Consider the following 22,790-nt stretch of genomic DNA (forward strand, 5'->3'; position numbering starts at 1 on the left):
CCTAAGGTTGAGTGCATCCATGTATTTCTTTGTTCTACCCCTATATCTGGTAAGATGATTTTTTAAATATTGAAATAAAAAGTGCTATACTAAAAAATAATGAATAAGAAAACGAGGGGAAATTTTTTGAAAAATTATCAAACCCTGTTATTTGATGTAGATGATACACTCCTAGACTTTGGTGCAGCAGAACGCTCAGCCCTACAATTACTTTTTAAGGATCAAAGCCTTCTTTTAACGCCTGAGATCGAAGCGCATTATCAGCACATAAATCAGGGTCTATGGAGAGCCTTTGAGGAAGGGAAAATAGGTCGAGATGAGGTCATAAACACACGCTTTTCCATTCTATTCAAGGAATATGATCAAGAGGTGGATGGAGTCTTATTGGAGCAGAGCTATCGCAGCTATTTAGAAGAGGGGCACCAGCTTATGAATGGGGCCTTGGAATTGATAACAAAGCTTCACAAGCATTATGACTTATATATTGTGACAAATGGTGTTTCCAAGACTCAGTATAGACGCTTACGTGATAGCGGATTATATCCACTATTTAAGGGTATTTATGTTTCGGAGGACACTGGGTTTCAGAAGCCTATGAAAGAATATTTTGATTATGTTTTTGCCCAAATCCCTAATTTCTCTGTTGAAAAAGGCTTACTGATCGGGGATTCTTTAAACGCGGATATAAAAGGCGGTCAGCTAGCCGGGCTTGACACATGCTGGTTCAATCCTGGCATGAAGCCAAATCATACGGAATTTGTGCCAACTTATCAAATCCAAAAGCTTGAAGAACTATATCAAATCGTTAGAATCAACTCGGCCATCCTCTAAATTTGATTCAAAACGAAATCTCTATACAATAAAAAACCTATCATGTAATCCATATCTTGTCACATTAACCACCTTAGATTACATGATAGGGCCTATTTATTTCTTTTGCTTCTTAACCATCATCTCTAGCATCAGCTCATCCATTTTACCTGAGCCTTCATTGCCTAGACGGCAGAAGTTGTCGATCGTTTTTTCTAAGCCATCATCAATAATTCCATTTGTTCCAGGTACCCCGATCCCCTGTGACGCTAACAAGGCAGATTGTACGGCTGCACCTGTACAAGTAGACACTTTCATTGCACAGCCTGCTTTTGCCCCATCACAAAGCATACCTGTTACATTCCCAATCGTATTTTGAATGGCAAAAGAAATTTGATTAAGATTACCACCGAGTAGATACGTAATCGCCGCAGCCGCGCTAGCTCCCGCAACCGTTACTCCGCATAATGCAGATAATCTGCCAAATTTTGATTTAATCCAAATAGCTAATAAATGGCTAAAGGTAACGGCTCGAATCATCTGTTCATCGGATGATCCCAATTTATCTGCAACCGCAACCACTGGCATCGTTACGGAAATTCCCTGATTCCCACTGCCTGAATTGGACATTACAGGTAACATAATCCCAGCCATCCTTGCATCTGAACCTGCGGCTGTTACTGACATGGCATGCGTAATTAAGTCATCGGACAATAATCCCTTGGCAACATTATCCTTGAGGATTTTACCAACCTGTAATCCGTAGTTGTTTTTTAGTCCCTCCATGCAGATTGCTCGATTTAGCTCAATGCTTTGCTTGACCAGAGTCAACTCATCAAGAGACACTTCCATAACAAATTGATGGATACTATCTAGCGTGAGGGTATCACATATGTCTTTTTCTTGCCCGCCCTGCTCATGATAGTAGTCGCATTCCTTTTCAAATATAGTAGCTCCATTTACTTCAATCCGTCTGATTTCTGTATGCATATCTTCGATGATTACTTTGGCATAATCAGAGGACGAGTGGACAGTGACTTCAATATATAACTTTTTGGGCGTGTCTGCTAACTGAATCGTGACATTGCCAACTTCAACGAATTCAAGTGCCTGTTGTTCAAATTCGGGTCCTACATTCTTCAACACTTCTAGCTTTCGTTCATGATCGCCTGCCAAAGCACCCAATGCAGCCACAAAATCAATCCCGGTTTGTTTCATGCCAGGTATTCCAACTGCCATAGCATTTTTCATCACATTCGCACTAATTGTTACATCAATAGAGGTAATGGCGGCTTCCAGATAACTTTTAGCAACAGAGGCTGCCCAAGCAATAGCTACAGGCTCCGTACACCCAAGAGCAACAACCAATTCTTTTTCTAATAGCTGTACAATCTTTTTGCTCATATCTCTCATAGCCGTCTTCCTTTTCGTTAAAGTAAATCCTTCTCTTCTTCCTTGATTTTTTGCAAGTACCGGTAAATAGTTGGTTCTGAGGATTTTAATTGCTTGGAAATCGCATGTACCCCGCCTTTTAACTGAAAAGCACCTTGATGGTACAATTTTTTCACAATCTCCATTTTCTCCTGTACCGTCATCCGCTCCGGTGGTGTTGGTAGATCCATCATCGTATGGTGGATCATACTAGCAAGTACATCCTCTGCCTGACCATGCAGATGCTCCGGCAGGTGTTCTGCATCTCTGCGTCCTGTATGCTCTACCTCTTGCGGCTGCTCCTCGATGTGTAAAAAGCTATCGATCCACTCTTTTGCTTTTTCAAAATGTTCCACATCCGAATTAACACACAGCACACCGATTAGCTCATTGGCTTGATTCTTAATAAAATAGCTCCATGAGCGAAAAACCTTCCCATTTTTACCGTATGCCTTATAGTTTGCAATAAATTCCTTTTTTAAATAGGTCTTATCCTGTAGTACCTGTAGCACCAGATTCGTCGGTGCGTCTCCTACTTTTCTTCCACTAATATGCCCATTCTCAATTGCGATAATAGAGGTTTCCTGCTGAGACAAGTCATGTAAAACTACCTCTGAATGCTTGCCAAGAATGGAGGCGATAAAGGAGACAAGTGGAACATACATCTGTAGAACTGCTGTATTCTGCATGCTGTATTTCTCCGTTTTCCATCATTGTTAGCGTTAAAAAAGATAATAAGATTTTATCATCACAATAATATTTTTTCTACATATTTTGATCCTCAAAACTGTTTGAAGATGCTGTAAATACACTTCCCCTTCTCACTTTTGCACAAAATAAAATACGCATCTTAGGTTTGTCCATTGAGTTACTATAAATCATCCTTTATGATTCTTTTAGTATATGATAATGATAATCATTACTTTCGAAATAATATGTACATATGCTGGAGGAACGTATATCATGATCCAAGTCCGAAAAAATGTCGTAAATTTGTGTATGATTGCGATGATTGGAGCTGTTGCAGCGGGGTGTGGCGGCCCTTCGGAAGTGCAAAAAAGCAGTACAGAGCAACATTCGACGCAAATCAATCAAACAAATACACCACCTACCTCTTCTGATGTTACGAAGCAGGATACGAGAGGCACAACTGTTTCTACTCGAAAATTTACAGATTATAAGGGGCATTCTGTGGATATTCCTGTTGAACCACAACGCATTATTTATCATGGAGAAACATTGAGTGATTTATTGGCCCTACAGATAAATGCTGTTGGTACATCCTCCAAATTCTTTTCAAACACCGTTTATGAAGATAAAGTCAAACAACATACTGTAGATGTTGGATTTCCGATCAATCTTGAAAAAGCGTTGGGTCTTGAACCAGACTTAATTATTCTTGCAAGTACAGACGAGAAGGAATATGCACAGCTCTCTAAAATCGCGCCTACAGTTATGTTCGATACCTTCGCACCGTTAGACGAGCGTATCACTTTATTAGGCAGTATCGTTGGGAAAGAGCAGCAAGCAAAAGAATGGCTGGCTGATTACCATGCCAAAGCTGATAAAATGTGGGATGAGCTGCACAAAAATGGGTTAGGAAATGACGAGACTGCTTCTGTGTTCACCTATTATCCCGGCAATCGGTTATTTGTTATGGCAAGTACAGGGCTTTCACAAGTGCTATACCAGCCAAATGGCTTTAAACCAACCGCACCAATTCAAGAAATTTTAAACAATAATACTGGATTTAAAGAAATTTCTATGGAGCTTCTGCCGAAATATGCCGGTAATCGGATTTTTATCCTCACTCCTATCGCTGATGAAGCAAAAAGATCTACAGAGGATTTACTACAATCAGCAATGTGGAAGGAGCTACCTGCCGTAAAACAGGGGCATGTCTATTCCCTTGACATCGTGAAATCAGGTAGTGACGCTTTAACAAGAGAATGGCTGGTAGAAAAATTACCTAAGCTACTAAAAAAATAAAGTGGTCTTCCTTAAAAGTATGTGAATAAAATACATGAAGAAGCTTTTCAAAGATGATTGAAAAGCTTCTTTTCTTTTTATACAATGAAACACAACTGATAATAATTATCACCAAAGAGGAGGAGAACAGAATGACTCAGCTTACATCTACTTGTGTTCCACTCCGTTCCTTGCTTTTTCATCTGTCAGCTATTGAGATGATTAGTAAGCCAGTAGGATGGAAGTCCGAAATGGAAACCTCTCATTATCATACCCTTTTCATTTTTAGTAAGGGAAAGGGCACCATACATATCGGCACGGACGTCTTTCAATTATTGCCTGAAAAATGCTATTCCCTTCCCCCAGGGAGTAAGGTTCAGATTGAAAATGGATACGATAGTGAAATTCAATTCTATCAGATTACGTTTACCGTAATTCAAATAGGTGAATCCCAGCATACCTCTTATTCTGGCAACATTCTACCTGACAAACAGGAAATAGCGGTATACCCATTCTCACGTTTACATCGTCTCGCCGAAGCGTTATATGCGGGAAACGGCCATTCTTCCGAGCTTGAATGGTTTAAACAGCATCTTTATTTTCAGGATTTGCTAGGCTTTCTGTTTGAACATACGCTTCATTATAATCAGTCGTTTCATTCCACTCTCTCGGTAGAAAACACGATTCATTATATGAAACAAAACTATATGGACAACATTACAGTTAAACAGCTTGCCCAGCTAGCTCATGTAGCTCCTTGGAAATACACAACGATCTTTCAGGAATTAACAGGGAAGAAACCATTAGACTTTTTAACCGAGCTACGCATTAACCATTCGAAGGAATTATTAACTCATACCAACAGTCCCCTGCGCGATATTGCTTCCCAAGTCGGGTTTTCAGATGAGTATTATTTCAACCGCCGCTTTCGCCAAATGACGGGGATTGCTCCGAAGCAGTATGCTCTGATGATGCGGCGTGGGAAGGCTATTAAGGACTGGACAGGTCATGAGGTTAATATTCCCACACATCCAAAACGCATCATTTATCATGGCGAAACATATGGGGATTTGCTAGCTTTAGGCGTGAAGGCTGTCGGTGGAGGTTATGTTTTAGTGGATCACCCCATCTATAAAGATCGGGGAATTGAAGTACAAGATATCGGCTTGCCTATTAATCCTGAAAAAACGATGGCTCTCAAGCCGGATTTGATTATTTTCGCTAATGCTGACGAAAATGAATATAAAAAAATTTCCCGAATTGCCCCTACGGTTACTTTTAATTCATTTGCGCCACTTGCTGAACGTATTCAAACTCTCGGCAAAATATTAGATAAGAAGAAAGAGGCACAAAAATGGTTAGACTGGTATGATACAAAAGCTACTAGCATGTGGCAGCAGCTACGTTCAAAAATAACCCCCGGAGAAACCGCCTCCGTCTTTCTCTATGAACATGGCAAGCATTTGTATGTCATGGGGACTACAGGTCTTTCATCAGCACTTTATCATCCGCTGGGCTTTCAACCAGTACCCAAAATACAAGAAATCCTGGATTCAGGTTCAGGTTTTATGGAAATCTCGGAGGAAGACTTGCCACAATATGCTGGTGATCGGATTTTCATGCTTTTATCCACTAATTCAGAGTCTAGACAAGCTACCGCTGCATTAATGGACACCTCTTTATGGAAAAGCCTCCCGGCGGTTCGCAATGGATACGTATATCTGGCAGAAGCAGAGAGATGGAATTATGCAGATGCGATGACAAGAGAGTGGTTGCTGGAAACTCTCCCCCAGCTCATTGTGTAGTTAGCTCTAGTTTTTTAGCCGTATCATTAATCATACGAATTGACCTGATTGCTTAGCAGTACTTTTTTGTCGATACATCAAAAAGCAGACAGACACTCCCTATTGGTGTCTATCTGCTTTCTGTTTACAAGATGATTCAAATGTTTTCCCGTGTAACTATCCTCCAAGCATAGCTGAAAATTCAATTATCATACGTTGCGATAATTATCATCATCCAGTCCCAGTTGCTTGTTCTTTTCTTTAAAGCGAATATTGTGCGAAGAAACGTATGCCACTTTTGGTGCCTCTGGGTCTATATACAGCTTTGCACTGTTCAAAGCAAGTGCTCCGTCCGTAAATGCCCCAGCAATTAGCCGAACTTTACTATCATAATTGATGAAATCACCAGCCGCAAAAATACCAGGTATATTGGTTTCCAGCTTTCCATTCACAACCGCCAGCTCATCCTTCATTTCTAGTCCCCATTCGACTAGCGGTCCATAATCACATTTGAGTCCATGATTAACGATCACAGCATCCACCTCGATACGCTCGGTCTCTTCTGTTTCCATATGAGTAATCGTTACCTGCTCTATGCTCTCTCCATTACTATGAAGCTGTGTAACTGCATAAGGTGTCCGGATATCGACAGAAGATTCTCTCATAATGGAAACGTTTTTTTCATGTCCTCCAAATTGATCACGTCTGTGGACAATCGTTACTTTTTCAGCAATTGGTTCTAATTCGTTAGCCCAGTCTACGGCAGAGTTACCGCCACCCGAAATAAGCACTCGCTTGCCTCGGAACACCTCTAATTCTTGAACGGTATAATGTAGGTTTGTGACCTCGTAACGGTCGGCTCCCTCAATCTCTAGCTTTTGCATGGTCAATATACCGTACCCAATTGCTAGAATAATGGTGCGCGTATGGTGCTTCTCACCAGTTGCAGCCGTAAGAGTAAACGTTCCGTCTTCTTGGCGAGAAAGCCCCGTAATTTGTTGGCCTAGTACGATTGTTGGGTCGAATGTTCTAGCCTGCTGTTCCAATTGTCCGATTAATTTTTCACACAGAATCGGTGTCATACCACCAACATCCCAGATCATTTTCTCTGGATAAATGAGCATCCGCCCCCCAAGCTCCGGCTTTGCCTCGATCAATTTTGTTTTTAGATCACGCATACCACTGTAAAAAGCGGTATACATCCCAGCCGGGCCTCCTCCAATAATCGTTACATCATATAGCTCTAACTGTTCAGTCATATCCCTATCTCCAACCTTCTAGTCATTTTCGTCCCACACATAAATCGGGTAGCAAACAGATATTGAAGAAATAATAGAATCTTTACGTACCAAACTGTGCTTCATGCAGTCTACTGTATATGCCTCCCACCGATAGTAACTGTTGGTGACTTCCCTGTTCGATAATTCCCTGATCCGCTACTACTACGATTCGATCAGCATTTTTAATCGTTGCTAAACGATGAGCAATCACTAGCGTAGTTCTTCCTTCTGACAGCTCGGTCAACGCCTGCTGAATAGCAACCTCCGTCTCCGTATCCAATGCAGAGGTGGCTTCGTCAAGAATTAGAATTGGTGGATTTTTTATAAAAATGCGGGCTATGGAGAGCCTTTGCTTCTGTCCTCCTGAAAGCTTAACACCCCTCTCTCCAATGGCCGTATCCAATCCATCTGGTTGAGCCAGAATAAATTCATCAAGCCTTGCTCTTTTAACTGCCTCCCATATCTCATCCTCTGTGGCATGTAGCTTTCCGTATAGGATATTTTCACGAATGGTCCCCGAAAATAGGAATACGTCCTGCTGTACAATCCCAATTTGTCTGCGTAAGGATTCTTGCTTAAGATTGCGAATGTCCACGTTGTCAATCACAATTCTTCCAGCTTGTACTTCATAAAAGCGCGGGAGTAAGCTGCACAGGGTTGTTTTCCCCGCCCCAGATGGCCCCACAAAGGCCACTGTCTCTCCCTTGTTAATGGTTAACTGAACGTTATTTAGTACCTTTGTTTGATTCTCATACCCAAACGAAACATTTTCAAATCGGATTGCCTCTCTAAATGCTCCCATTTCAACTGCATGCGGTGCATCCATGATGTCGGGTTCCGTATCTAGCAATTCAACGTACCGTTTGAATCCGGCAAATCCTTGCGGGTAGCTCTCAATGATCGAGTTAATTTTCTCAATTGGTCGGAAAAAGACATTGGTTAAGAGCAAAAAGCCGATAAATTCACCGTACGTAAGTTCATTATTAATGACGTACCATGTGCCGCAAACCATCACAAAAACTGTTATAAATCGCATCATCATATAACTAATCGATCCATTTTTGGCAATAAGCTTATAGGAGACTAGCTTCGTTACACGAAATCTACTATTATTTACGGCAAACTTCTTTTTCTCATGCTCCTCATTTGAAAAAGCTTTCACAACACGAATGCCACCAACATTGTCCTCTACTCGCGCATTAAAATCTCCAATATCAGTAAACAATTGATGAATGGCTTCGGTCATTTTTTTGTTAAAGTAAACAACAAACCAAATAATGATCGGAATGACCACAAAGGTAAACACAGCCAGTTTCCAATGGATCAGTAACATTAACGTAAAGGAACCTATCAAGGTCATCAGCGCTATGAACAAATCTTCTGGTCCATGATGGGCCATCTCGCCAATTTGATTCATGTCATTGGTTAATCTCGACATCAGATGGCCTGTTTTGTTGTTATCAAAAAAACGAAACGACAGCTTCTGTATATGATCGAATAGTTTCTTACGCATATCAGTCTCAATGTTGATACCCAGCGTATGACCCCAATAGTTGACAATATAGAGTAAAAAAGTATTCAAGGCATAAATGCCTAGCAAACCAAGCGATGCCCATAAAATAATATCCCATTTCCCGCCTGGCAACAGATCGTCAACAAAATAATTAACTGCAAGTGGGAAACAAAGCTCTAATAAACCAGCAAAGACCGCGCAGCCAAAGTCCAGCATAAACAATTTCTTATAAGGAACATAATAGGCAAAGAAACGTTTTATCATATTTTTCAATAAAGCCCCCTTCTTTGTCTTCATCACCAAAGTATGTAGATCGTCATGCTATGCTTTCGATCGCGCCAACAGATAGAGAAAATAAGGTGCTCCAATAACAGCTACCACAATTCCAGTCGGTATTTCTGATGGCTGTAGCATCCATCTTCCAATCGTATCTGCCGTGATGACAAGCAATGCTCCAGCTAGAGCTGCCGTGGGAATCAATATCTGATGTCGTGGACCAACCAATCTCCGTGCCAGATGCGGACCAATTAGCCCTACAAAGCCAATTCCCCCACTTACTGCGACACAAGAACCAGCAAGTCCGACTGCCGCAGCTATCAACGCTAGCTGTTCCCTTGAAACAGATACGCCAAGTCCGACAGCAGCTTGCTCACCAAGGGTTAGCACGTTCATGACTCGTGCCTTATAGTACACGTATGGTAGTAATAGTAAAATCCACGGGAGTAAAGACAACACAAACTTCCAGTCAGTTCCCCATATACTCCCTGCTAACCATGTTGCTACAAACTGATATTTCTCCGGGCTGATTTTTAGTGTCAAAACGATCATGGCAGCACTTATCCCTGCAGCAACCGCAATCCCACTAAGTAACAGTCTCGTGGTTGAAAGTCCCTCATATCGCTTGTAGGCAAGTGAGTAGATAAGCGCCGCAGTCAAGCCTGCACCAATCAAAGCTAGAACAGGTAATAAAAAGATCGGTGCAGCTGCTGTTGTTGGGTAAAAAGAAATAAATAGCATTACCATCAAGCCAGCACCCGCATTTATACCGAGAATACCAGGATCAGCCAATGCATTACGCGAGATTCCCTGCATCACACAGCCTGACACGGCTAAGCCTGCACCAATCAAGAGCGAAATCACGATACGTGGAAGGCGAAATTCAAACAGGATTAGGTTTTGCTTATCTGTACCTGCTCCAAACAGCGTCTGTAAAAGCTCCAGTGGAGACAATCGGATAAATCCCGTATTCATACTGAAAATAAAGGCAATGACAATCAAAATGCTTAAGATAGCGATCGCCGTGAACCCATGTTTTGATTTAAGCCGCTCTGTTTTCGTAGCTGTTACACTTTGCATAGCTTACAGCTCCCTCCTTTCCTTACGTGCCAGATAGAGAAAGAACGGAACACCTATCAGGGCGATTAAGGCACCAAGCGGGGTCTCAAAGGGAGGGTTAATCATTCTAGCAGCTAAATCAGCGAATACCACTAGTAAACTTCCAAGTATAGCTGAGCAGGGTATGATGTAGCGATAATCGACACCCACTATATAACGGGTTACATGAGGGATAATAAGCCCAACAAAACCTACCGCGCCGACGATCGACACCGCAGCACCTGCTAGAATCAACACAAGAAGAGTCCCCATCAGCTTTACCAAAAGGGTTTTCTGACCAAGTCCTCTTGCAACATCCTCACCTAGACTAAGCATGGTAATGGAACGCGATAAAGCAATCGCACCTATAATAGAAACAGCAATCCAAGGAAACATAATCTGAAGCTGTACCCACTTCGTCCCTGCCACGCCCCCAGCATACCAAAATGCTAAGTCCTGACCGATGCGAAAATATAGGGCAATCCCTTCGCTAAGTGCCGATAATAAGGCACTTAATGCTGCACCTGCTAACACAAGACGAACTGGTGTTAATCCCCCTTTAGCCAGCGAGCCAATCCCGTATACCATTCCGGCTCCTAAGCCTGCACCAAGAAACGACCACATGATCAAATACATAAATGGCAGACCTGGAAAGAAGGCAAAACAAAGTGCCAGAGCAAAACCAGCTCCAGCATTAATCCCCAACAAGCCAGAATCTGCTAATGGATTACGGGTCATTCCTTGCATAATTGCTCCGGCAACAGCAAAACAAGCCCCCACCATAGCTCCTCCAAGTACCCGTGGCAAGCGAAGCTCCTGGATGATCTGATGCTGGGTCATTTCTGGATTAAAGGCAAAAATAGATTCCCAGACAACGAAAAAATGAATATCGGCTGCCCCAAAGGAAACGGATAAAATAATTGCTAATACAAGCAAGCTCAAACCACCGATTATGATCAATGTAACTGCCCAAGGACGAGATCTCACATTGATGTGAGCGAGCTCTGTAACTGCTTTACTTACATTGGCCTTTTGACTCATTCGTGCCACCTTTTCATCAATGTAATATGTAATGGGTACTGATATGTACAAATGCATGACCAAATGGCTTCTTCCACTGACCATGGGAAGAAACTCCTCCTGATCTTACAATTTAATGAAAGTGATTCTCATTTTCACTTTTATGATTATAGTCCACTAACTTCCATAATGACAATGGACAAACTGAAGGATTTTTTTGTACAAAAAGAATCATCTGATATCTCATTCCAACAAAAAAAGACTCGATCGTTCATACGATCAAGCCTTTCACTGTCTTTATCCTACTTACTGATCATTAGCCATTTCTCTTTGCATAACAAATCCTATTCTTCTGTAAACAATCTAGAGCGTGTTAAAAATCTAACACCCTCTGGTCCCTCCAACGAAAACATTCCTCCGCGTCCAGGAACCACATCAATAATCAGTTGGGTGTGCTTCCAATATTCATACTGGGCTTCACTCATATAAAAAGGCGTATTTCCAATCTCTCCAAGCAGTACATCATGATCGCCGATTAATAGTTCCCCCACAGGATAACACATCGGAGAACTACCATCGCAACAGCCCCCAGATTGATGAAACAAGAGGGGACCATATTTGGCTGTCAGCTTTTCGATTAAAGCAAGCGCAGCTTCTGTTGCCAACACCTTTGGCTGCATTTCCATGATATCCCCTCATCTCATGTTGTTTGGCTATTCTTTTACCATGCTTGTTTAAAAGAACCCGAGTGCTTGGTCACTGTAGCTTACTAGGATATTTTTAGTTTGCTGATAATGTGCCAGCATCATTTTATGATTTTCGCGTCCGATTCCAGATACTTTATACCCGCCAAAGGCCGCATGTGCTGGATAGGCATGATAGCAATTCGTCCACACACGTCCCGCTTCAATAGAACGTCCAAAACGGTATGCTTGGTTGATATCCCGTGTCCATACACCTGCCCCTAGTCCATATAAAGTGTCATTTGCAATTGACAATGCTTCCTCAGGATCGGAGAATGTCGTCACGCTCACTACCGGGCCAAAAATCTCTTCTTGGAAGATTCTCATTCGATTGTGTCCTTTAAACACAGTCGGCTTAACATAATATCCTTCTTTCAACTCTCCTCCCAGCATATTTCGTTCTCCACCGATTAGACACTCTGCCCCTTCAGCTTTTCCTATTTCTAAATAGGACAGAATTTTTTCTACTTGCTCAAAGGAGGCCTGAGCACCAATCATCGTTTCTGTATCCAATGGATTTCCTTGTTTGATAGAAGCTACCCGTGCAAGTGCTTTCTCCATAAATTGATCATAGATAGATTCCTGAATAAGCGCACGGGATGGGCATGTGCAAACCTCTCCTTGATTGAGCGCAAACAAGACAAATCCTTCAATTGCCTTGTTTAAAAACGCATCATCCTTTGCGCATACGTCTGCAAAGAATATATTTGGCGATTTACCACCTAACTCCAATGTCACAGGAATGATATTTTGTGAAGCATATTGCATGATCAGTCTTCCTGTAGTCGTTTCACCTGTAAACGCAACCTTAGCAATACGATTACTAGAGGCGAGCGGTTTACCTGCTTCCAACCCAAAACCATTGACCACATTAACTACCCCTGGAGGTAATAAATCACCGATTAATTCCATGAGCACTAGGATTGAGGCCGGTGTTTGCTCGGCTGGCTTGAGCACCACGCAATTACCTGCTGCGAGTGCCGGTGCTAGCTTCCATATAGCCATTAACAACGGAAAGTTCCAAGGTATAATTTGCCCAACTACACCAAGTGGCTCATGAAAATGATAGGCAACAGTGTCATGGTCAATTTGACTGATTGAGCTTTCCTGCGAGCGTAAACAACCTGCAAAATAACGGAAATGATCAACTCCAAGTGGAATATCTGCTGCTAGCGTTTCTCTCACAGGTTTTCCATTTTCCCATGTTTCAGCTACCGCAAGCATCTCTAGGTTAGCCTCTATTCGATCAGCTATCTTATTTAAAATGTTTGCGCGTTCTGCTGGAGAAGTACGGCCCCACGCTTCCTTCGCCGCATGAGCTGCATCAAGTGCAAGCTCAATATCTTCAGCACTCGATCTGGCTATTTCACAAAAGACTTTACCTGTAATGGGAGTAACATTTTCAAAATATTCTCCATGAGTAGGCGCTACCCATTTACCACCTATATAATTATCATATCTACTTTTAAACGCTACCTTGGCTCCTGATTGATTCGGATTTGCATAAATCATGGGAAAACCTCCTTCATATCCTACAAATAGGGGTGATAGTTTTACCTTATGCTCAATATCTATAAATATTATCGTAATTTTCGAAACTTTGTAAACAAAAATAGAGAGTTTGAGACTTTATTCGACAAAAAAAGGGTTATCCCATAAGCATGTGATAACCCTTTCCTCTTGTTGTTCCATTTATGCTTGTAAGAGCTTGCTGGTCAACTCTTCTATTTCTACAATTGTAATTTCCTCACAAAATTGATCCTGCTTTGTACATACGGCAACTTTATACATCTCATCTACGTGATAGGCTCTACAATGATAACCAGTCGGTATGTTATCAGCGTATACCGTCGCTCTGTCCAAGGACTCCTGCTGAATCGTAAAAGAATCAAGCGGCAGTGAAAGTCCCTTCCCCACGGCTTTTATATAGCTTTCTTTATACGCCCAATAACTAAAAAAACCTTTTATTTGGTTCGCCTCAGGGAGCTGGAACAAATTCTGACGCTCTTGTTCAGAAAAAAATCGGTCAGCAATTTGTAGATTAATGGGTTTGATTTGTTGAACATCAATACCAATTGGACTGGCACTAAAAGCAGCAACTACCCAGCTAGCTGAATGCGACACATTAAATTCGCATGCACCTTCTCCCGTAACAAAGGGCTTTCCATATGGATTGGTCTCATAGCGAATCTCTTTTGGAAAAATCCCCATTCGTTGAGCCAATTGCATCCGTACCAGCACCTCCCCAAGCAAGGAACGCCATTTATCCTCCGTTTTAAGGTAACGATTTACTTTTTCCTGACGGTCCAACGGGAGCAATGAGAGCAACTCCCGATACACCTCCTCTGAAAACGTATCGGGTATTTTTATCGCAAACACTTTCATGACAAAGTAGCTATCTCCTCTCCAGCCTTCTTACTCACAACCCGATACACTTCTTGTAGGGCTCCAATCATCATGGCTTCTTTGCGGACGGCAAATGCAGGCGGTCCCCAGATTAGAAGCAATTGCTCAGGTAGTATATTTTCTTGCGTAAAAGAATTTGTCATCGCAGAAAAATGAGGGGCGGTCTGAAAAAAGGTGCCATGGTCAACCGCTCTGCGTAAAAACACAGCACCCACTTCCTCGTCTATACCTGTATGTAGCAATTCAGACGGATTGGTCGGCTCTGGTAGACTCGTAATTTCCTGTTGGCCCATTCCCTCTCCCGAATAGGCTTTACTGTGTGGCAACCACTGCTCCCGAAATCCACCTATAATATCAGCACGCTGTAGCCCAAGAAATGCTAAAAATACAAATGGGTCCTCTTCCGCTTCAGCGAGCAGTTGATAATACAGAGCATATACATGTTTGCAATAACCAACCACATCTGGACAACTACAGTGAGCATTCCATTCCTCTAATGAGTCTGGAAGAACCTCTAATTTTTGATCGGCGAAATGGGCAGCCAGTTCCCCAGAAAATGTCCCGCCTAATAGCTGAGCTGTAAAAAGAGGCGACTGTCTGATTAAGTCCAATGCTTTTTCACGCCCTACATGCACCGGTTTTTTGGGGCTAAGTGAGACCGTGTAGTGCACCTGATTTGCCCCTGTCACTTTTGCTTTTATACCAGCCTCAACGGCTCTCCACTCTAATACTCCGCCTTCTTTGGCTTTCGTACGTCCACGCTGATTTCGCTGTGCCCCACCTGCTTTTCGAATCAATTCCTTCAAGCGAGCGATCCACTCAATCTGTACGTTCGATTTTTGCGGCTTCACAACAAATCATCCTCCTCTTGGCAGATCAAATCCTCACGTAGCTCAAATAAGGAGTGTAGCTCATTTGCTGATAACTCGGTAATCCATTGTTCACCAGAGTGGATCACCTGCTCTGCCAATTCCCGCTTTGATTCCATTAACTGATCAATGCGCTCCTCTAGCGTTCCCTGACAAATTAATCGGTGGACATGTACATTTTTCTTTTGCCCAATGCGATATGCCCGATCGGTTGCCTGGTTTTCGACAGCAGGATTCCACCACCGATCAAAATGAATCACATGATTTGCTCTGGTTAGGTTAAGACCGACACCGCCAGCTTTTAATGACAAAATAAAGATTCGCGGTCCCATACCAGACTGAAAGCGATCTATCATATCATCACGGTCTTGTTTACTAATCCCTCCATGTAAGAAGAGTACCTCCTCTTGTAAAACCTCACGAAAATGCTTTGCAAGCATGCTCCCCATGTCTACATATTGCGTAAACAGCAACACGGCCTCCTGCTGTTCCATTATATCGTGAACAAGTTCGGTTACCCGCCGTACCTTACCAGAACGACGCTCTAAATGATCGGCAGACTGGTGTAAATAGAGGGCTGGATGGTCACAGATTTGTTTAAGATGAGTTAACGTAGCAAGAACATATCCACGACGTTGCATTCCTTCTACCGAATTGATTTTTTGCATCATATGATTAACGGCTGCTTGATACAAGCTAGCCTGTTCCTCTGACAGTGTGCAATACGTTTTGCTTTCAATTTTTTCTGGTAAATCCACAATAATGGTAGGGTCTGTTTTCAACCGCCGCAAAATAAAGGGTTTTACTAATTTTCGCAGAGATTCCATCCGCTCCTGCTCGCGATACCTTTCAATAGGCAACGTAAATTGTGTACGAAATTGCGTTAAAGTGCCTAAATAACCCGGATTTAAAAACTGGAAGATCGACCAAAGCTCACTTAGCCGATTTTCAATTGGTGTACCCGTCATCGCAATTCGATGCTGAGCATGTATTTTCATGGCGCTTCTCGCCTGTTTACTTTTACTGTTTTTGATATTCTGAGCCTCATCTAACACCAAGTAGGACCATTTGATTTCCATTAAATCAGCTAAATCACGGTTGACTAAGGAATAAGATGTAATCACAACATCATGTTCAGCTACTTTTGCTTGCAGTTCATTTTGATGCAAGCGTTCTGGTCCATGGTGCGTATACACCCGTAGTGTTGGGGCAAATCTCTCTATCTCTTTACTCCAATTATTCATCAATGAGGTCGGGCACACGATTATAGCCGGTGCAGATAGCTTCTCCGCCATCAAAACTGTAATCATCTGAATGGTTTTTCCTAGACCCATATCATCTGCCAAACAGACGCCAAAGCCTAATTTGGACATAAGCTGAAGCCAAGCATACCCACGTTTTTGGTAAGGACGCAATACTCCTTGCAGTCCCATTGGAGTGTCAATATGATCTAAATTCTGTTCAAGTCGTCCATGTAATAAGTCATCAAGAGCTGTAGGAAGTTCGAAATCAACTACAGGGAGATCTTCCCATTCATCACTTGCTTCCAGCTCAGCCATTAAGTAAAGCATATCATGCAGCGTGATTTCATCTTGCTCAGCCTGTTTTAAATATTGCAGCATCCGTTTAACCGATTCCTGATTTACCTCAGTCCACTCCCCGCGTAATTGGATAAAAGGGAGCTTTGAATCAGCAATTTTTTCCAGTTCGGCCAAACTGATTTCCTGGTCACCTAAAGCTGCTTTCGCATCAAAACGAATGATTTCATGTAAGCCTAAACGATGAATAACAGCAGAGGAATCCGCTGCATAGAGTGAGTGATCCTGCATAACTCTAAGCTTTAAGCCTAGCCGTTTGCGTCCACGCTTTACCCACCAAGAAGGTAATTGAACACCAACTCCTTCTGCCTGCAACCGTGGAGCTATCTCTTGTAAAAAATGAAAGGCCTCTTGCACAGGAAGCTGTATTTGCTCCACTAATGCTTGGCGTAGCGTTTCTTCTAACGCTGGCATTAGTATCGACGCGCATCCCAATTGCTCCAACAAGAATTCTTGAGCCCTACCCAGATCCTTTCCGAAAAAGGCTGTAGCCTCACCAGACCCTAACCAGATATCCTTAGCTGAAATAAGCCGAGATGGTTCTGTGACAGGTTGTAGATACACATGCAATGTAAAAATGGACTCTTCTGCTTCTACTTCGATCTGCTGAGGTGGTTCCAGACGTAAGTATAGGCGCATTGCATACTGTCCCACACAATCCCGCTTGTTACGTCCTTCTCCTTTTGTCCATAAATCTACTTGCTGTTTAAAGCTTTGCAGTTCCTTCGTTGTACCCTCAATAGGCTCCGTTATCCGAGTTAGTAATCCCCGTAGCCATTGCAAGGAGAAATCTCCCTTCCCCTTGCTGAGCTGCTGTCGTAGCTCTTCGCTTTCCATATCCAGCCAGTCATGTATCGTAGTTTGTATTGCATTTTGTAAAAAATCCGCCTGAATGTTGTGCGGATCTGTCATAATGTCGCTTCCACCTGTCTTCTGTGGGTCATACGCTCGACAGATAGCCGGCATTGCAAGCGCCAAGGTGTGCGAAAATGTGCGCACTTCTTCCTTGGTCAAATCTACATCCCAAATAGCGTCTGCTTCTGCATAGCCGTACCGTTTTCCTTTACGTACCTTAACACCCGGCTGGATATTTGCATGCCATAGCATTTGCAGAGCAAATTGAGCTACCTTTTGGTAGTAATGCAAGCTATCACCTAGCAAAAAACCGCTATGCTGTAGCATTGCTTCGTCTGTTTGCCACAGGAATGGTAAAGCTTCCTTCATAGCTATACTTAGTCCATTAATCTGTTGTACCATCAATTTTGGCTTATTGGACGGGTAATACTCCCCTTGATCAAACCAATATGGAACTTGAAAGGTACGGATGCCCACTTTTCCAGACTTCATCAATTTCATCTGTTGTTCGGTCGACAATTGTTCCATCCAATTACTGACGGGTACAATCTCGCCGCCGCGCAAACAGAAAAGAAAAAAAGCATCTGGTAACCAGATACCGTGCAACGTCGTCATTGATGCCCTCCAGCTTTTAGTAAAAGGGTTAACCTTGATTGGTTAACCCTCTTTTCTTTTTCATTACTCGCTGTACAATTTTTCGCGAAGCTGTTTGATTTCTTCGCTTTCCAGATATTCATCGTATGTCATCATTTTATCAATGATACCATTTGGAGTAATCTCAATGATCCGGTTAGCAATGGTTTGAACAAACTGATGGTCATGAGAAACAAACAGCATCGTACCATCATATTCAATTAAACCATTATTTAATGCTGTAATAGATTCCAAATCCAAGTGGTTAGTAGGCTCATCTAATAGGAGAACATTTCCGCCCACCATCATCATTTTGGACAGCATGCAACGTACTTTCTCTCCACCGGACAAAACATTGGCTTTTTTCAGTGCTTCTTCGCCAGAGAACAGCATTCTGCCTAAGAAGCCGCGCAAGAATGTCTCGTCTTGATTTTTGGAGTATTGACGCAACCAATCAACCAAGGATAAATCGCATCCATCAAAGTACTCAGAGTTATCTTTCGGGAAATATGCCTGAGAGGTTGTAACACCCCAAGAGAATGTTCCACTGTCTGCTTCCATTTCACCCATTAAAATTTGGAACAAGGCTGTTTTTACGTGACCATTTGGGCCCACTAGCGCTATCTTATCACCCTTGTTGATAATAAGGTGAGTATTTTCGAAAAGCTTTTCACCTTCAAGAGTCTTGGATAAGCCTTCTATTTCCAAAATATTTTTACCTGCTTCTCGCTCCGGCTTGAAGTTAATAAATGGATAACGGCGGCTGGAAGGCTTGATATCATCCAACGAAATTTTATCCAACATCTTCTTACGAGAGGTTGCTTGTTTTGATTTAGAAGCATTGGCGCTAAAGCGCGCAATAAAGCTTTCCAATTCTTTAATTTTCTCTTCTTTTTTCTTATTTTGCTCTCTCATTAACTTAAGAGCTAGCTGGCTAGATTCATACCAGAAATCGTAGTTCCCCACATACATTTGAATCTTACCAAAGTCAATATCAGCAATATGCGTACATACTTGGTTTAAGAAGTGACGGTCATGGGATACAACAATAACAGTATTTTCATAATTAGCTAAGAAGTTTTCTAGCCAACGAATGGATTCGATGTCCAAGTGGTTGGTAGGCTCATCGAGTAGAAGGATGTCTGGGTTACCAAACAATGCTTGTGCCAGCAAGACACGAACTTTCAGATTTCCGTCAAGCTCTAGCATTTTCTTTTCATGGAATTCAGCAGGAATTCCCAGACCAATTAATAGAGCAGCGGCATCAGATTCTGCTTGCCAACCATTCAAGTCTTCGAATTCTCCTTCCAATTCAGACGCACGAATCCCGTCTGCTTCAGAGAAATCTTCTTTCATGTACAGAGCATTTTTCTCTTCCATGATATCAAACAATCTTCTATGACCCATCATTACCGTTTTCAAGACTTCGCATTCATCGAACTCATAATGATTTTGCTTTAAAACGGCAAGACGTTCTCCAGGAGTTAAAATAACCTCTCCGTTGTTTGGTTCAATTTCGCCGGATAAAATCTTCAGAAATGTAGACTTACCAGCTCCATTTGCCCCAATTAATCCATAGCAGTTACCAGGTGTGAACTTGATATTTACATCTTCAAACAAAGCGCGTTTCCCATATCGCAGGGTAACACCATTTGTACTTATCATTCAATCTCATCCTTTAATATGCATTTTCTTCTTCAAACGTATATTTTACTACATTTACAAGTAAAAATTAACCCCTTGTATTTATTAACACCTGCCCTAACAAATTATAGCTGATGTATCCTTGCTTTTTACAGCCCAAAACCCTCCATGCTCTGGTCCAAATTGATATTATCCACAGCCTTTTTTATTTTCTCATAATAAAAAACCATCTACACGCATACTCCTTTTTAGAAAAGGAAGCATACCGCAGATGGTTTTTATTTTTACCACGTGATAAACGGTTTTGATCCAGGTGGTGCATGATCAATCAATTGATAGATCGGATATGCATAAGCCACGATAATCAAAAATACGGCGATACCGAGCCATAAAGACCAGCGCTCTAAAATTTTTGGAGTACGTTCCACTGATTCTTGGGATTCAGCAATTGGATAATCCTCCTCGCCTTTTGGTGCTTTAAAGATGAGATAAAATAAAATTCCTACCATCAGTATCCCTGCAAAGAATAGGATAGCACCGCCAAAGCCCATTAACTGTTGGGGAGGTATCCAGCTTAGAGCCTCCGCATTGTCAAAGTAAGTAGTGTAATCCGTACGGCGCGGCACACCCTGCAGCCCAAGATAGTGCATCGCACCTGACATGAGTAACATCCCAACCGACCACATGACTGCTTGCAAAATTCCTACACGATGTAAGGCAGGGGTCATTTTGCGCCCTGTTAAATTTGGCAATAACCAATACGTAATACCAAAGAAAGTGAGCGCAATGCTAGTTCCGACCGTTAAATGGAAGTGACCTGTAACCCAGATTGTATTATGCACCACTGCGTTCATCTGGTTACTCGCATTAATAATTCCACCTGCACCCGCTGGAATGAAAGCAAGCATCCCCAGCATAGGGGCAAAGAAACGCGCATCCTTCCAAGGCAATTTCGAAAACCAGCCAAACAAGCCCTTTGCACCCTTTTTACGTCCCGATGTTTCAAATACGGCAAATAGCGAAAATGCCGTCATAAGCGAAGGGAATACTACGGTTAAAGTCAAGATTACATGTAGCATTTTCCATTTATCTGAAATACCTGGCTCCATTAACTGGTGATGAAAGCCTACAGGAATGGAGAATAGAATAAGCAGAATAAAAGATAAACGTGCGAGCGAATCACTAAATACTTTACCACCGATTATTTTTGGAATATTAACATACCAGCAGACATAAGCAGGCATTAACCAGAAATAGACAAGTGGGTGACCAAAATACCAAAAGAGCGTACGGCTTAGCAGGACATTCACTTCTGGTACCCAGCCAAGAGACCATGGAATGAGCTGTAGCAAGACCTCTGCTGCCACCCCTAATGTTGCAATCTGCCACAAAATCATGGTAGAAACAGCCATGAATTGAAATAGAGGAGATGTTTTTCCCTTATTTGTTTTTCTCCAATGAATGTAATTCGCAAAAATCGAATATCCGCCCATCCAGCTACCTACGACTAGTAAGGCTGACCCAATATAGAACAGTGGAGACGCTTTCATTGGTGCATAGAATGTATACAGAACCGAGGCTTCATTGGATAAAATCGCTACTGTTGCCATCGCTGTACCCACCGTCATGAGAAGCCAACCAATCCAACCCAGCTTCAAAGCTAAAGGTGTCAGCTTTCCCTCTGATGTGCGAGCACAACCTGAGATGAAAAATCCTATAATAAAGAATGTTGTAAAAACTAGACCCAATAATACCCCGTGTGCTGTTAAAACCTGATAATAGCCTAACCAAGATGGCAAGGTTATAACCCCGCCCCGTACCAGACCTTGAAGCAAGCCGCACAAAATGGCGATAGCAAAACCAATATACGCCACATAAATATGCGCCAACGAAAGTTTTGCAGCTGCGGCATCTACTTTTACCACCGGTTGTGTTTTATGATATTCCTTTAATTGCGCTACCATACTTTATCGTCACTACCTTTCTGCATCACTTCACAACAATTGTAGCTGCCATTAGCTGGTGACCAGCGCCACAATATTCATTACAGAGAATTAAGTACGTTCCTGGCTTGTCAAATGTGTGAGTGACTTCGCTGATGTGACCAGGTAACACCATGATGTTGACATTTGTTTTTGGTATCTCGAAGCCATGTACCACGTCTTTGCTCGTTACAACAAATTTAACCTTGGCACCGACTGGAACTTCAATTTGATTAGGTTGGAAAGTAAAAATAAATGATGTCATGACAAGATCGTACTCATTGTCACCAGTTTTATGAAGTCCTAGATTATCAAATGGGGCAGTTTCATCTACCTTTTTTGGGTCTATCATTTTCATATGGCTTGGCGGCATCATCCCCATTGCATAGGCATTGACAGACAAGACGATCAAAAACAGTACAAGCGTCGCGCCCCCAACCATCAGCCAAATTTTTTCAAAGCGGTGTAAATGCATAAAATACCCTCCCGTTCATTCCCTCTCTATACCAGCTACGCCCTGCTTAGAAAAATCCCAAATACAGCAAACCAAGTCACTGCGATAAACAGACCTACTAGAAAGACCGAAGCTAGCGTTCCTTTTAAATTTAGTTCGCCTTCCTGATGCTTCTCGTTCTCTGCCTTTTGATTCGGTTGAGTTTGGGAGCTGTTCATCCGATGACCTCCTCTCTTTTTCTACCTTGTCATCCAGTTTTTCCTCAAAAAGGAATTTGCATTGTTTACGATTTGATTAAACCATTCCCACATTTGTAAAGGGTGTGAGATTCATCACTTTTAGCCCTTTAGAGCTATCTAGTTTTCGCCATTGTCAAGGTTTTGACAAAATTCTATTTATTTAAAAATCATCTTAGGAAAAAGAGAC

Annotated in this window: 18 protein-coding genes; 3 read left to right on the forward strand and 15 right to left on the reverse strand. The window is 42.2% G+C overall.

Features of this window, described 5'->3' with window-relative positions:
- Nucleotides 1-126: 126 nt before the first annotated feature.
- Nucleotides 127-831 carry a YjjG family noncanonical pyrimidine nucleotidase gene (locus GOP56_RS06445; protein ID WP_163245123.1) on the forward strand — a complete coding sequence of 235 codons (705 nt, stop codon included), beginning with the start codon at nucleotides 127-129 and terminating at the stop codon, nucleotides 829-831.
- 96 nt (nucleotides 832-927) lie between these two features.
- On the opposite strand, the gene GOP56_RS06450 is transcribed toward GOP56_RS06445, so the two are convergent.
- Both GOP56_RS06450 and GOP56_RS06455 read right to left on the reverse strand, forming a co-directional pair.
- Nucleotides 928-2,223, reverse strand: coding sequence for an L-cysteine desulfidase family protein (locus tag GOP56_RS06450; protein ID WP_163245125.1), 1,296 nt, complete (start codon nucleotides 2,221-2,223; stop codon nucleotides 928-930).
- 17 nt (nucleotides 2,224-2,240) lie between these two features.
- The gene (locus GOP56_RS06455) at nucleotides 2,241-2,930 is read right to left on the reverse strand and encodes a helix-turn-helix transcriptional regulator (RefSeq protein ID WP_163245128.1); all 690 of its coding nucleotides are present in this window, start codon (nucleotides 2,928-2,930) and stop codon (nucleotides 2,241-2,243) included.
- Nucleotides 2,931-3,204: 274 nt separating this feature from the next.
- On the opposite strand from GOP56_RS06455, the gene GOP56_RS06460 reads away from it, so the two are divergent.
- Together GOP56_RS06460 and GOP56_RS06465 are read left to right on the forward strand one after the other, a co-directional pair.
- Nucleotides 3,205-4,230: an ABC transporter substrate-binding protein gene (locus GOP56_RS06460; protein WP_163245129.1), complete on the forward strand. Its 1,026-nt coding sequence runs from the start codon at nucleotides 3,205-3,207 to the stop codon at nucleotides 4,228-4,230.
- Nucleotides 4,231-4,361: 131 nt separating this feature from the next.
- A complete protein-coding gene (locus tag GOP56_RS06465; protein ID WP_163245131.1) occupies nucleotides 4,362-6,014 on the forward strand; it encodes an AraC family transcriptional regulator in 1,653 nt (550 codons plus the stop codon).
- 188 nt (nucleotides 6,015-6,202) lie between these two features.
- On the opposite strand, the gene GOP56_RS06470 is transcribed toward GOP56_RS06465, so the two are convergent.
- From GOP56_RS06470 to GOP56_RS06530, 13 genes are all read right to left on the reverse strand, one after another.
- Nucleotides 6,203-7,252: an NAD(P)/FAD-dependent oxidoreductase gene (locus GOP56_RS06470; protein ID WP_163245134.1), complete on the reverse strand. Its 1,050-nt coding sequence runs from the start codon at nucleotides 7,250-7,252 to the stop codon at nucleotides 6,203-6,205.
- A gap of 82 nt (nucleotides 7,253-7,334) precedes the next feature.
- On the reverse strand, nucleotides 7,335-9,050 hold the full coding sequence (locus GOP56_RS06475; protein WP_003340471.1) for an ABC transporter ATP-binding protein: 1,716 nt from the start codon (nucleotides 9,048-9,050) through the stop codon (nucleotides 7,335-7,337).
- Nucleotides 9,051-9,107: 57 nt separating this feature from the next.
- A complete protein-coding gene (locus GOP56_RS06480) occupies nucleotides 9,108-10,142 on the reverse strand; it encodes a FecCD family ABC transporter permease (protein WP_003336049.1) in 1,035 nt (344 codons plus the stop codon).
- A 3-nt stretch (nucleotides 10,143-10,145) separates the two neighbouring features.
- Nucleotides 10,146-11,201, reverse strand: a complete 1,056-nt coding sequence (locus tag GOP56_RS06485; RefSeq protein WP_163246820.1) for a FecCD family ABC transporter permease — start codon at nucleotides 11,199-11,201, stop codon at nucleotides 10,146-10,148.
- A 323-nt stretch (nucleotides 11,202-11,524) separates the two neighbouring features.
- Nucleotides 11,525-11,866 carry a DUF779 domain-containing protein gene (locus GOP56_RS06490; RefSeq protein WP_163245137.1) on the reverse strand — a complete coding sequence of 114 codons (342 nt, stop codon included), beginning with the start codon at nucleotides 11,864-11,866 and terminating at the stop codon, nucleotides 11,525-11,527.
- 48 nt (nucleotides 11,867-11,914) lie between these two features.
- Nucleotides 11,915-13,435, reverse strand: a complete 1,521-nt coding sequence (adh, locus tag GOP56_RS06495; protein WP_003340479.1) for an aldehyde dehydrogenase — start codon at nucleotides 13,433-13,435, stop codon at nucleotides 11,915-11,917.
- 180 nt (nucleotides 13,436-13,615) lie between these two features.
- Nucleotides 13,616-14,308, reverse strand: a complete 693-nt coding sequence (locus tag GOP56_RS06500; RefSeq protein WP_163245140.1) for a 4'-phosphopantetheinyl transferase family protein — start codon at nucleotides 14,306-14,308, stop codon at nucleotides 13,616-13,618.
- Nucleotides 14,305-15,180 (reverse strand): SWIM zinc finger family protein, encoded by an 876-nt coding sequence (locus tag GOP56_RS06505; protein ID WP_163245143.1) that lies wholly within the window; start codon nucleotides 15,178-15,180, stop codon nucleotides 14,305-14,307. Before GOP56_RS06505 ends, GOP56_RS06500 begins: the two co-directional genes overlap by 4 nt.
- The gene (locus GOP56_RS06510) at nucleotides 15,177-18,266 is read right to left on the reverse strand and encodes a DEAD/DEAH box helicase (protein ID WP_163245146.1); all 3,090 of its coding nucleotides are present in this window, start codon (nucleotides 18,264-18,266) and stop codon (nucleotides 15,177-15,179) included. Before GOP56_RS06510 ends, GOP56_RS06505 begins: the two co-directional genes overlap by 4 nt.
- Nucleotides 18,267-18,329: 63 nt before the next feature.
- A complete protein-coding gene (locus GOP56_RS06515; RefSeq protein ID WP_121474463.1) occupies nucleotides 18,330-19,949 on the reverse strand; it encodes an ABC-F family ATP-binding cassette domain-containing protein in 1,620 nt (539 codons plus the stop codon).
- A 263-nt stretch (nucleotides 19,950-20,212) separates the two neighbouring features.
- Complete coding sequence (locus tag GOP56_RS06520) at nucleotides 20,213-21,892, reverse strand: b(o/a)3-type cytochrome-c oxidase subunit 1 (protein WP_003340488.1); 1,680 nt, start codon at nucleotides 21,890-21,892, stop codon at nucleotides 20,213-20,215.
- A 25-nt stretch (nucleotides 21,893-21,917) separates the two neighbouring features.
- Nucleotides 21,918-22,385, reverse strand: coding sequence for a cytochrome c oxidase subunit II (locus tag GOP56_RS06525; RefSeq protein ID WP_003336039.1), 468 nt, complete (start codon nucleotides 22,383-22,385; stop codon nucleotides 21,918-21,920).
- Nucleotides 22,386-22,420: 35 nt separating this feature from the next.
- Nucleotides 22,421-22,582, reverse strand: coding sequence for a cytochrome c oxidase subunit 2A (locus GOP56_RS06530; protein WP_003340491.1), 162 nt, complete (start codon nucleotides 22,580-22,582; stop codon nucleotides 22,421-22,423).
- Between the last annotated feature and the right edge of the window lie 208 nt (nucleotides 22,583-22,790).

The organism is Brevibacillus sp. 7WMA2, from assembly GCF_010748895.1.
GTDB lineage: Bacteria > Bacillota > Bacilli > Brevibacillales > Brevibacillaceae > Brevibacillus_B > Brevibacillus_B halotolerans.

Excerpts from the sequence above, each read along its gene's own strand:
- GOP56_RS06485 (WP_163246820.1), bottom strand. The coding sequence starts at position 11,201 with ATGAGTCAAAAGGCCAATGTAAGTAAAGCAGTTACAGAGCTCGCTCAC.
- GOP56_RS06525 (WP_003336039.1), bottom strand. The coding sequence starts at position 22,385 with ATGCATTTACACCGCTTTGAAAAAATTTGGCTGATGGTTGGGGGCGCG.
- GOP56_RS06520 (WP_003340488.1), bottom strand. The coding sequence starts at position 21,892 with ATGGTAGCGCAATTAAAGGAATATCATAAAACACAACCGGTGGTAAAA.
- GOP56_RS06450 (WP_163245125.1), bottom strand. The coding sequence starts at position 2,223 with ATGAGAGATATGAGCAAAAAGATTGTACAGCTATTAGAAAAAGAATTG.
- GOP56_RS06480 (WP_003336049.1), bottom strand. The coding sequence starts at position 10,142 with ATGCAAAGTGTAACAGCTACGAAAACAGAGCGGCTTAAATCAAAACAT.
- GOP56_RS06475 (WP_003340471.1), bottom strand. The coding sequence starts at position 9,050 with ATGATAAAACGTTTCTTTGCCTATTATGTTCCTTATAAGAAATTGTTT.
- GOP56_RS06465 (WP_163245131.1), top strand. The coding sequence starts at position 4,362 with ATGACTCAGCTTACATCTACTTGTGTTCCACTCCGTTCCTTGCTTTTT.
- GOP56_RS06470 (WP_163245134.1), bottom strand. The coding sequence starts at position 7,252 with ATGACTGAACAGTTAGAGCTATATGATGTAACGATTATTGGAGGAGGC.
- GOP56_RS06515 (WP_121474463.1), bottom strand. The coding sequence starts at position 19,949 with ATGATAAGTACAAATGGTGTTACCCTGCGATATGGGAAACGCGCTTTG.
- GOP56_RS06500 (WP_163245140.1), bottom strand. The coding sequence starts at position 14,308 with ATGAAAGTGTTTGCGATAAAAATACCCGATACGTTTTCAGAGGAGGTG.
- adh (WP_003340479.1), bottom strand. The coding sequence starts at position 13,435 with ATGATTTATGCAAATCCGAATCAATCAGGAGCCAAGGTAGCGTTTAAA.
- GOP56_RS06530 (WP_003340491.1), bottom strand. The coding sequence starts at position 22,582 with ATGAACAGCTCCCAAACTCAACCGAATCAAAAGGCAGAGAACGAGAAG.
- GOP56_RS06455 (WP_163245128.1), bottom strand. The coding sequence starts at position 2,930 with ATGCAGAATACAGCAGTTCTACAGATGTATGTTCCACTTGTCTCCTTT.
- GOP56_RS06490 (WP_163245137.1), bottom strand. The coding sequence starts at position 11,866 with ATGGAAATGCAGCCAAAGGTGTTGGCAACAGAAGCTGCGCTTGCTTTA.
- GOP56_RS06510 (WP_163245146.1), bottom strand. The coding sequence starts at position 18,266 with ATGACGACGTTGCACGGTATCTGGTTACCAGATGCTTTTTTTCTTTTC.
- GOP56_RS06460 (WP_163245129.1), top strand. The coding sequence starts at position 3,205 with ATGATCCAAGTCCGAAAAAATGTCGTAAATTTGTGTATGATTGCGATG.